Annotated in this window: 9 protein-coding genes and 1 pseudogene; 5 read left to right on the top strand and 5 right to left on the bottom strand. The window is 72.1% G+C overall.

Annotation, left to right across the window (positions count from 1 at the left end; genetic code table 11):
* The 3 genes and pseudogenes from ACIO5D_RS33255 to ACIO5D_RS33245 all read left to right on the top strand — a co-directional run.
* Positions 1 to 147, top strand: a pseudogene (locus ACIO5D_RS33255) (zinc-dependent alcohol dehydrogenase); the annotation flags it as partial.
* A gap of 109 nt (positions 148 to 256) precedes the next feature.
* Positions 257 to 1,675, top strand: a complete 1,419-nt coding sequence (locus tag ACIO5D_RS33250) for a hypothetical protein (protein WP_400651309.1) — start codon at positions 257 to 259, stop codon at positions 1,673 to 1,675.
* 132 nt (positions 1,676 to 1,807) lie between these two features.
* Positions 1,808 to 2,818 (top strand): hypothetical protein, encoded by a 1,011-nt coding sequence (locus tag ACIO5D_RS33245; RefSeq protein WP_363609012.1) that lies wholly within the window; start codon positions 1,808 to 1,810, stop codon positions 2,816 to 2,818.
* Between the two features lie 154 nt (positions 2,819 to 2,972).
* Here ACIO5D_RS33245 and ACIO5D_RS33240 read toward each other — a convergent pair whose 3' ends face one another.
* Complete coding sequence (locus tag ACIO5D_RS33240; protein ID WP_400756816.1) at positions 2,973 to 3,494, bottom strand: putative immunity protein; 522 nt, start codon at positions 3,492 to 3,494, stop codon at positions 2,973 to 2,975.
* A 186-nt stretch (positions 3,495 to 3,680) separates the two neighbouring features.
* On the opposite strand from ACIO5D_RS33240, the gene ACIO5D_RS33235 reads away from it, so the two are divergent.
* Entirely contained in the window at positions 3,681 to 4,343 is a 663-nt protein-coding gene (locus ACIO5D_RS33235; protein WP_363609016.1) for an alpha-ketoglutarate-dependent dioxygenase AlkB, read from the top strand.
* A 48-nt stretch (positions 4,344 to 4,391) separates the two neighbouring features.
* Here the strand turns inward: ACIO5D_RS33235 and ACIO5D_RS33230 are convergent, their stop codons facing one another.
* The 4 genes from ACIO5D_RS33230 to ACIO5D_RS33215 form a co-directional block, all read right to left on the bottom strand.
* Positions 4,392 to 4,592, bottom strand: coding sequence for a nucleotidyltransferase domain-containing protein (locus ACIO5D_RS33230; protein ID WP_400799700.1), 201 nt, complete (start codon positions 4,590 to 4,592; stop codon positions 4,392 to 4,394).
* Between the two features lie 33 nt (positions 4,593 to 4,625).
* On the bottom strand, positions 4,626 to 5,474 hold the full coding sequence (locus tag ACIO5D_RS33225) for a carbohydrate ABC transporter permease (protein WP_363609020.1): 849 nt from the start codon (positions 5,472 to 5,474) through the stop codon (positions 4,626 to 4,628).
* The gene (locus tag ACIO5D_RS33220) at positions 5,471 to 6,448 is read right to left on the bottom strand and encodes a carbohydrate ABC transporter permease (protein WP_400651298.1); all 978 of its coding nucleotides are present in this window, start codon (positions 6,446 to 6,448) and stop codon (positions 5,471 to 5,473) included. Before ACIO5D_RS33220 ends, ACIO5D_RS33225 begins: the two co-directional genes overlap by 4 nt.
* A gap of 309 nt (positions 6,449 to 6,757) precedes the next feature.
* Complete coding sequence (locus ACIO5D_RS33215; RefSeq protein ID WP_400799697.1) at positions 6,758 to 8,068, bottom strand: extracellular solute-binding protein; 1,311 nt, start codon at positions 8,066 to 8,068, stop codon at positions 6,758 to 6,760.
* A 321-nt stretch (positions 8,069 to 8,389) separates the two neighbouring features.
* On the opposite strand from ACIO5D_RS33215, the gene ACIO5D_RS33210 reads away from it, so the two are divergent.
* Entirely contained in the window at positions 8,390 to 9,304 is a 915-nt protein-coding gene (locus ACIO5D_RS33210) for an IclR family transcriptional regulator (RefSeq protein ID WP_400799694.1), read from the top strand.
* Positions 9,305 to 9,379 lie beyond the last annotated feature (75 nt).

Raw genomic sequence — 9,379 nt, 5'->3', positions numbered from 1 at the left:
CAGGACCTCGCCGAGGTCTTCCGCCTGCACGCCCTCGGCCGCACCCGCGTCATCCGCGAAACCCGCAAACTCGACGACGTCAACACCTGCATCGACGACATCCTCGCGGGCAGGATCAGCGCCCGTCTGGTCTTCGACCTGCGCTGACCGCCCTCCGGCCCCCGTCGGCCTTCGTCCGGGGGCCCGGGGCCGGGGGCTGGGGGCCGGGGCCGAAAAGAAGGTGCCCGGGTCGGCGGGAGTCCGTCAGGATGCCACCGTGGATCACGTCCTGTACGGGCTCGCCGCCAACCCGGCTCTGCCGTCCGCCGTCGTCGACCGTCTCATCGCGGAGGCGGGCACAGCTGCGGACGTCCCGACGTTCGCTGAAGCCGACGGCACTGAGCTCGCCGAACATCTCGCCGCCCGGCCGGACCTCAGCCCTTCGCAGGCACGCGCCCTGGCCGCGCATTCGGAGGCCGTCGCCGTGCGACTCGCCTACGACGGCAGGATCGGAGCCGCCGACATCGACCCCGGCAGGCGGCCGGGCGCCGCACTCGCCCTGCTGGACGTGGGCCGCGGGCGGCCGGAGTGGGCGCGCCGGTTCGCAACGGACCCGGTCGTGGAGCGCCGGGTGAAGCTGGCCGGCTGCCCGGGCCTGCCGTCCGAGGTGGCCGAGGCACTGGCGGCCGACCGGGAGACGACCGTCGTCGAGGAGCTGGCGCTCTGGACCGAACGCGCGGACCTGGCCGCCCGGTTCGCCGCCCACGCCGATCCCGGCGTCCGCCGCGCGGCGGCGGCGAACGAGGCGACTCCGGCGGACGCGCTGGCCGTCCTGCTCACCGACTCCCCCGAGATCCAGCAGCCGGCGCTGCGCAACCCGAGCACGCCCGCGCAGGCCGCCGCCCGCTTCGCCGACCACCCCGCACTGCTGCTGCGCCAGGAACTCGCCGCCCGCCCCGATCTGCCCGCGGAGGCCGGCCGACGGCTCGCCGACGACCCCGTTCCCTGGGTGCGGGCGAACCTCGCCGAGAACCCCGCCATCGACGAGCCCCTGATCCGCCGGCTCGCCGCCGACCGCGGCCACGACGTCCAGCGCAGCCTCGCGCACAACCCGCACGTGCCCCTCGACGTCCTGGCCCTCCTCGCCGGCGCCACCCGGATCGGGCCGACGCTGCTCCCCCGGATCGCCGCAGCGTCCCCGGCCGAGGTCGAACAGCTGGCGGTCTCCACCGTCCCGGCGCTGCGGATGCTCCTGGCCCGCCGCCGTGACCTGCCCGCCGCGGTCCGCGACACGCTGGCCTCCGACCCGGACGCCAAGGTGGTGAAGTCCATCGCCTCGCACCCCGATCTCTCCGAAGCCCAACTGCGCTCCGCAGTCGACCGGTTCGGAGCACAGACCGCCGCAGCGGCCGCCGCCAGCCCCAACGCGTCGCCGGCCCTGCTGGAGTATCTGGCCACCGGCCGACTCGCCACCCACCGGGCCCTCCACGCGATCGCCCACCACCCCGACGCCACGCCCCTCGCCCTCCTCGCCTGTCTGGCCCACCCCAAGTCCCGCCGCCCGGCCGCCGCCCATCCGGCTCTGCCCCTGGACACCCTGATCACGCTCCTCGCCGCACCCGACCGGGAGACGGCGCAGGCGGCAGCGGCCAACCCCTCGCTCCCCCTCGGCACCCTGCTGGCCCTGCTCCCCTGACCGGCCCCCGCATCGGCCGCCCCGGCCGACCGAGCGCCGCCGGGACCGCCCCCGCACCCGGCAGGCCGTGATTGGGTCGGGGTGCGCACGGGGATCGTGCAGACAACTACTCATGCCACAGGGGGAGTTGTCATGGTAGACGGGCAGGATCTGGTCAGGGCCGTGGTCGGTGCTCTCGTTCGGACGGCCGCGAACAGCGCGACCTCGACGGGAGGCGCGGCAGTCGACGTCGTGCGGGCTCGGCTGCGCGGCACCCCGGACGGGGCTCAGGCGGTGGACGCGGTGGAGGCGGCCCCGTCGGACCGGCACGCACAGGCCCGGCTGGCCGCCGCCGTCGGCCAACTGCTGGCCACGGACCAGGCGTTCGCCCGCTACCTGGTCACCACCGAACTGGGTCACCCGGCGCACCAGCCCACCCCTCCGAAGCCCGGGGCAGCGACGACGCTGACGCTCCGGGCGGTCGGCGGCATCCCGGGCGGCGGCCTCGCCACGGCCGGCCGCCGCGCCGGCGGCAGTGTCCTGGTGGCGCTGGTGCTGATCGTCGTTGCCGCGCTGGTCGCCCTCGGGATCCACCTGGGGTCGCGCCCCGTCCTCCGGCCCGGTGTGCCCGGCCTCGCGCACGGCGCGGTCGCGCTGCGCGATCCCGGACAGATGCGGGGCGTCCTGCCAGACCTCCAGGCCATGCCCGCCGGGTGGACGCTGGAGAGCGGCCCGAGTGCGGGCACCGGGTCCGGCGGAGAAGTCCGCTGCCTGCTGCCGGACGCCTGCGACCAGCAACTGGGCTACGCGTCAGTGACCTTCCGCGGCGCCTCCCCGTACACCGTGAACTTCACCGTCGTGAGTTTCGCGTCCACCGAGACCGCGCGCCGGGCCTTCGACCTCACCTCCCAACGGGCCGACGGCGCCGCCACAGCCGTCCCCCTGCCCCGGATCGGCGACCAGAGCACGGCCCGGACGACCGGCGGCCACGAGGTGGAGGCCCTGGTCAGGGTCGGCACCACCCTGCTGTACACCCGCGCCACCGCCCCGGACGAGCCCACGTCCCACGACGCGACGGTCCTGACGGCGTTCGCCCACCTGCTGGCCGAGCGGGCCCAGCAGGCCCAGGACGGCCTCACCCCCGACGCCGTCGACCAGGGCTGACGGCGGGCCGTGCCCGGACGCGCATTCGATCACGACGCGCACCGGCTGCTCACAGGCGGGCTCGTCGGGACCGGCGTGGCGGCGGCCGAAGGCCCGTCCGAACCGGCGAGATGCTTGTCGCCCCGGTCGCCCGGGGCGACGCCCCCTTCACCGGTCAGCGGCGAAGGGCCGCGTCGAGCTGGTGGCGAAGCGCCTCCAGTCGACTGCGGCCGGGGCTGAAAACCGGCATCTGCCGCACAATCCCACGAACCGCCGACGGTGCGTGCTCGATCGCCCACCGGATCTCCTCGTCACCGGCGCCGACGTCGTCGCCCGCCGCGAGCTCACGAGCGCGCGCCACGTACATCGCCGGCCCAAGAGCGTGTTTCGCCTGGTGAGGGGTGGCCAATGGGTGGATGTAAGGGGTCGCCGCCGCGTAGCCCGCGGCACGAGCGGCGGCGGTGGCAGCCGGATCGCCGACCTCGCGTGCGGCCACGAGAGCCGCAAAGGCAAGGGAGCGCAGTCGTGCCGTCCGCTTCCCGTCGCGCGCGAAGAACCGGATGCCCTCGATCGCCTCACGTGGGCGGGTGTCGGACGGAGCCTTCGCCTCGAACAGTGGCAGCACCCGCTCGGCGCAATCGGCAGCCCAGAGCCCGAGAAGCCGACGGTCTTCGTCGCTTATGGTCACGCTGTTCACCCGGACATCCTGCCGGTTCCGGTGCCCCCTGTCGCCGCAATTACGTCCCGCTGCTACGTCCCGCTGCGCAAATGACGTTCCGCTGCGTCGCGCAGAGCCGACCAGTCCGCGCGGGCCCGCCCGGCCCGGTGTCGCCGGTCGCTCGACTAATCGCTCAGGTGTTCGAAATGAGCGTACGCTGGAACCATGCACAGCACCGTTCACCGCCAGCCCTCGTTGTTCGACGACGCCGACGGGGGCGGGGCCGGGCTGGGCCCGCTGGCAGGCGTACGGCGGGTGGTGCTCGGGGCGGGGGCCTGGCTGGACGTGCTGCCGGGATGGCTCGGCGGGGCGGACGAGGTGTTCGAACGGCTGGCGGTGGAGGTCCCGTGGCGGGCCGAGCGGCGGGAGATGTACGAACGGGTGGTGGACGTACCACGGCTGCTCGCGCACTACGGGGAAGCCGACGAGCCGCCGCACCCGGTGCTGGGCGAGGCCCGGGCGGCGCTGAGCGCGTACTACGCAACGGAACTGGGCGAGCCGTTCCGGACGCTGGGGCTCTGCTACTACCGGGACGGCCGGGACAGTGTCGCCTGGCACGGGGACCGGATCGGGCGTGGCAAGCGGGAGGACACCATGGTGGCGATCCTCTCGGTGGGCGAGCCGCGCGCACTGCTGCTGCGCCCCCGGCCGGGCGGTGCCCAGGGAGGCAACGAAGGCACGCACGTGGTGCGGCAGGTGGTCGGCCACGGGGACCTGGTGGTGATGGGCGGCTCGTGTCAGCGGACCTGGGAGCACGCGATCCCGAAGACGGCCCGGCCGGTGGGACCGCGGATCAGCGTCCAGTTCCGGCCGCGCGGGGTCTCCTGAGCCCCCCTTCCTGGCAGGCCCGAACACCCGGAACAAGCTGACTGACCATCAATGATTCAGCACTGCACGTAACTTGTCCATGCCCCCGTGATCACGGGTGAGTTCACCGAGGAAGAAGTCCATCGCCCAGCCGCCGCGCAGCCAGACGCGGACGCCGAGACGGCGGGCGAGGCCCACCGTCTCGGCGATCTGGGCGAGTTGCCGGTCGGCACGCCCCTGGTCCGAAGACCCCGCAGACCCCACATCCATGGCCGGGACGCTAGCAGGAACCGGCCGGGCGGCTCAGTCCTTCACCGCGCCCGCGAGCCCGGAGACCAGCTTGCGCTGCACCGCGATGAAGAAGATCAGCACCGGCACGGTCATCAGGGTGGAAGCCGCCATGATGCCGCCCCAGTCGTTCTCGTCCGGCTTGAAGAACACCAGCAGGGCCGAGGGGAGGGTCTGGTTGTCGGTGGCACTGATGATGAAGGTCTTGGCGAAGACGAAGTCGTTCCAGGCCGCGATGAAGGAGAACACACTGGTCGCGGCGAGGCCCGGCGCGACCAGCGGCAGCAGGATCCGCCAGAGGATGCGGGACCGGCTGGCGCCGTCGATCTGGGCGGCCTCCTCGATGGAGACCGGTACGGCGGCGACGAAGCCGCGCATCATCCAGATGCCGAACGGCAGCGAGAACGCCAGCTGCACCAGGATCAGCGAGGCCAGGGTGTTGAGGCCGATCCCGGGGGCGAACCGGCCCGCGTCGCGGAACATGAAGAACAGCGGGATGGTCAGCGCCTCGACCGGGATCATCTGGGCGATCAGGAACATCACCATGATGGTGGTGCGGAACTTGAACCGGAAGCGGGTCACCGCCACCGCCGCCAGGAAGACGACCAGCGCCGACAGCACCACCACCGACAGGGCGATGACCAGGCTGTTGAGGAAGTACCGGCCGAACCCGTCGACGCTCAGCACCTGGCGGAAGCTGTCCAGCGTGGGGTGGGTGGTCCACGGCTTGGGGTCGAGGGACTGCACCTCGCCCTTGGGCTTGAAGGCCGAGAGCACCATCCAGAAGATCGGGAAGGCGGTGATGACGGCCACCACGATGGCGGTGGTGTTGGCGGCGAACCGCCAGCGGCTACGGGCGCTCACAGTTCATTTCCCGTCCGTCGCAGGGTGCGGATGTAGAAGACCGTCGGGATCACCAGGATCAGCAGCATGATCACACCGATGGCCGCGCCCAGTCCGTACTGGGAGGAGGCGAAGGCCTTCTGGTACGCGTACACGTTGAGGACGAGGTTCTGGCCGGCGATACCGCCGCCCTCGGTCATCACGTAGATCTGGGTGAAGACCTTGAAGTCCCAGATGACCGACTGGATCACCACGATGGTGAGGATCGGCCGCAGCATCGGGGCGGTGATCCGGCGGAAGGTGTTCCAGGTGTTGGCGCCGTCCAGGGCGGCGGCCTCCAGGATCTCCTCGGGGATCGCCCTGATGCCCGCGTAGAGCGTCACCATCACGAAGGGGAAGGAGTGCCAGACCACCACGGCCCCGACGATCAGGAACGCCGTCCACTTGTCGTAGAACCAGTTGAACTCGTGGAAGCCGCTGAGCCCGAGGTTGACCAGGGTCTTGTTGACCAGGCCGAGGTTGGTGTCGAAGAGGAAGCTCCACACCGTCGACCCGGTCATCGCCGGCGCCGCCCACGCCGCCATCGCGGCGGTGGTCAGGACCAGCCGGGCCACCCGGCCGACCTTGGTCAGCAGCACCGCCAGGGTGGCGCCGACGGCCAGAGTGGCGACCACGCAGAAGGCGGCGAAGCCGATCGTCTGCAACAGCACCGACCAGAACTGGCCGTCGTTCAGGATCTTCTGGTAGTTGCCGAAGCCGACGAAGCTGGTCGGCGCTCCCCCGGACGCCTGGGCCTGCCCGAAGTCCAGCACGGACAGCAGACCGAGCTGGTAGATCGGGTACGCCACCAGCGGGATCATGATGATCGCGGCCGGCAGGAGCAGCAGCAGCGGGGTGCGGCGCCTGCCGCGCGGGGGCGCGGCCGGGCCGGCGCCCCGGCGACGCCCGCTCGGGGAAGTCGGCGCCGCCGGGACGGTCGTGGTGGATGCGGACACGTACGGGACCTGCTCTCTACGGGGCCGGCCTCGGGGACCGGCCGCCAGGGAACCTGCTCTCAGTGAGTGCCGAGTCGGCGCCCGGTCGGGCGCCGGGTGGGCGGCCGAGTCGCCCGGCGGCGGCTGAGTGGCCCGGCCGTCGGGCCACTCAGCGGGGTGTTCTGCGGGGTTCGGCGGGTGCTCGGCCGTTGGCCGGGTCGCTGAGCGAGCAGCTCGGCGACCCGTGCGGTGAGCCACTCGGTGAGTCGCCCGGTGAGCCACTCGGTGAGTCGCCCGGTGAGCTACTCGGTGAGTCGCTCAGTGAGCCGCTCAGTGGCCCGCGAAGGCCGAGGTGATCTGGGTGGCCGCGTCGCCCGAGGCCTTCGCCACATCCGCCTTGCCGGTGACGATCTGCTGGAGCATGGTCGGGATGACGGCCTGCGCGTCGATCTGCGCCCACGCCTGGTCCATCGGAACGAACCTGGTCCCGGCCGCGATGGTGTCGGTGAACGGCTTGAGGAAGGCGTCCTTGGCGGCGACCTTGTCGTTGACCGACTTGAGGGTCGGCAGGTTGCCCATCGCGTCGTACATCTGCTCCTGGTAGCCGGGGCTCGCCAGCAGCTCGGCGAACTCGACGGCGAGGGTGCGGTGCTTGGCCGCCTTCATCACGCCGAGGTTGTTGCCGCCGCCGAACGCCGGGGCGATCGAACCGGCCTTCTCGCCGGGCAGCGGGACGACACCGTACTTGCCCTTGACCGCACCCGCGTCGACCTTGCTACGGCTGGAGTTGGGCAGGATCGCCATGGCGGACTTGCCGGCCGCGAACAGGTCGACCGTCTTACCGCCGGTGAGGTCCGCGCACTGCTGGGCGGGGCAGCCGTCGGCGCCGAACAGGTCGGTGTAGCGCTTGATACCGGCCTGTGAGGCGGCCGAGTTGATGTCGGCCTTGTACTTGTCGCCGTCCTTGGCCGCGATGTCGCCGCCCGCGTCCCAGACGAAGGGCAGCGCACCGAAGGTGTACTTGCCGCCGACCGCGATGCCGAAGGTGTCCGGGTGCGCGGCGTGGATCTTCTGGTTGGCGGCGACCAGTTCGTCGTACGACTTCGGCGGGGTCAGCCCGGCCTCGGTGAAGAGGTCGGTGCGGAAGTAGAGGGCGCGCACGCCGACCCACCAGGGCAGGCCGTAGGTCTTGCCGTCCAGCACCGCGGTCTTGGCGATCGCCGGGTCGAGGTCGCCCTTGTCCTTCCACTTGTCGAGGTCGGTGCCGATCTCGGCGAGGCCGCCGGCCGCGACGTAGCCCGGGAGATCGGTGTTGCCGAACTCGACCAGGTCCGGGGCACTGTTCGGGTCGTTGAACGCGCCCTTCATCTTGGCGGCGCGGGCCGAGGCGTCGGTGTCGATGTAGCTGACGTTGACGGTGACGCCCTGGTGGGAGGACTGGAACTCGGCGACCGCCTTGCTGATCACCGCTTCCTTCGCCGCGTTGCCGGCCTCGTTGTACAGCCAGACCTGCAGCGTGCCGGTCTTGTCGTCGCCGGCCTTGTCGCCGGCCGGCAGCGCGGTGCCCGGCGAACAGGCGGCCGCCGCGATACAGGTGGCGGTGAGAACGGCGGCCGCAGCGGTCCGTCTGATGAGTCGCATGGGTGGAGACCTCCCCTCCCGACAGTTGCCGCCGAGACGTGCGCCGCTGGGGACGGGCGCGTCGAAGCAGGCCCTGACCGGGGCCGATGGTGGGTGCGTGAACGCGTTGATGTGGGGGTACGGCAGAGCGACCGCTCGGGTGGGCTGCGTCGCCTGCTCGATGCCAGGGACGTTAGGCGGGGGCCCTCGCGGGCAACAAGAGGCACTTCGGGAAGTTTTGCACTGCACAACGCCGTGTCGAAGAATCGGCGAACGCGACGCGAACGGGTACGGTCTGACAACCGCCGCAGTCCAGCGGTGATACGAGAGGGGATCGGGCCGATGACGGAGACGGGGACCGGGGCGGAGGTCGGCGCCGAGGAGCCGCCGGCCGCCGGTACGGCCGACGCTGCAGCCGGTGGTTCGGCTGGTGGTTCGGCTGAGGCTTCGGCCGGTACGAAGCCGAAGAAGGCCACGACCGGCGACCGCAACCAGTCGTCCTCACTGCGCCGCGCGCTGGCCGTCCTCGGCTACGTCCGCGACCACGGCGATGGCCGCGGCGTACCGCTCGGCCAGCTCGCCGACGCGCTCGCCCTCAACAAGAGCACCGTGCTGCGGCTGACCGGCCCTCTGCTCGACGAGCACCTGCTCGACCGCGACCGGGAGACCGGCTGGTTCCGGCTCGGCCACGGCTCGCTCCGCCTCGGCCAGGCCTACCTCTCCACCCTCGACCTGCGCGCCGTCGCCGCCGAGCACCTGCGCCGGCTCCAGCGCGAGGCCGGCGAGACCGTCCACCTCACCGTCTGGCAGGCCCCGGGGATCGTCTACCTGGACAAGGTCGAGGACGAGACCAACGTCCGGATGGCCTCCCGGGTCGGCAGCCGGGCACCGGCCTACTGCACCGCCACCGGAAAGGCGATCCTGGCCTGGCTGCCCGAGGAGGCCGTCACCGAGGTGGTCGCCGCCGGACTGCGCCCGGTCACCGCCTGGACCATCGCCGACGAGACCCATCTACGCGCCGACCTGGCCAGGATCCGGGCCCGCGGCTACTCGATCGACGACCGGGAGAACGAACCGGAGGTCCGCTGCGTCGCCGCCCCGATCTTCGACCACACCGGCGAGGTGACCGCCGCCCTCTCCGTCTCCGGCCTCACCTCCCGGATGACCGCCGCCCGCGTCCGCACCCTCGGCCCCGTGGTCGCCCAGGTCGGCCTGCGGATCTCCCGCGAACTCGGCTCCGACCGCCAGCCCGGCTGACACCCGCCGGCAGGCCCGCCGAGACAGCCGGAAAACGGAAGAGGCCCGGTGCCTGAAACGGCACCGGGCCTCACC

Source organism: Kitasatospora sp. NPDC087315, assembly GCF_044744345.1.
Taxonomy (GTDB): Bacteria; Actinomycetota; Actinomycetes; order Streptomycetales; family Streptomycetaceae; genus Kitasatospora.
The sequence above is the reverse complement of the archived record's forward strand: the minus strand, read 5'-3'. Positions and strand labels throughout refer to the sequence as shown.

Bases quoted from the DNA above. Each gene is read 5' to 3' on its own strand.
- ACIO5D_RS33210 (WP_400799694.1), top strand. From the start codon at position 8,390: ATGACGGAGACGGGGACCGGGGCGGAGGTCGGCGCCGAGGAGCCGCCG.
- ACIO5D_RS33235 (WP_363609016.1), top strand. From the start codon at position 3,681: ATGCACAGCACCGTTCACCGCCAGCCCTCGTTGTTCGACGACGCCGAC.
- ACIO5D_RS33230 (WP_400799700.1), bottom strand. From the start codon at position 4,592: ATGGATGTGGGGTCTGCGGGGTCTTCGGACCAGGGGCGTGCCGACCGG.
- ACIO5D_RS33245 (WP_363609012.1), top strand. From the start codon at position 1,808: ATGGTAGACGGGCAGGATCTGGTCAGGGCCGTGGTCGGTGCTCTCGTT.
- ACIO5D_RS33215 (WP_400799697.1), bottom strand. From the start codon at position 8,068: ATGCGACTCATCAGACGGACCGCTGCGGCCGCCGTTCTCACCGCCACC.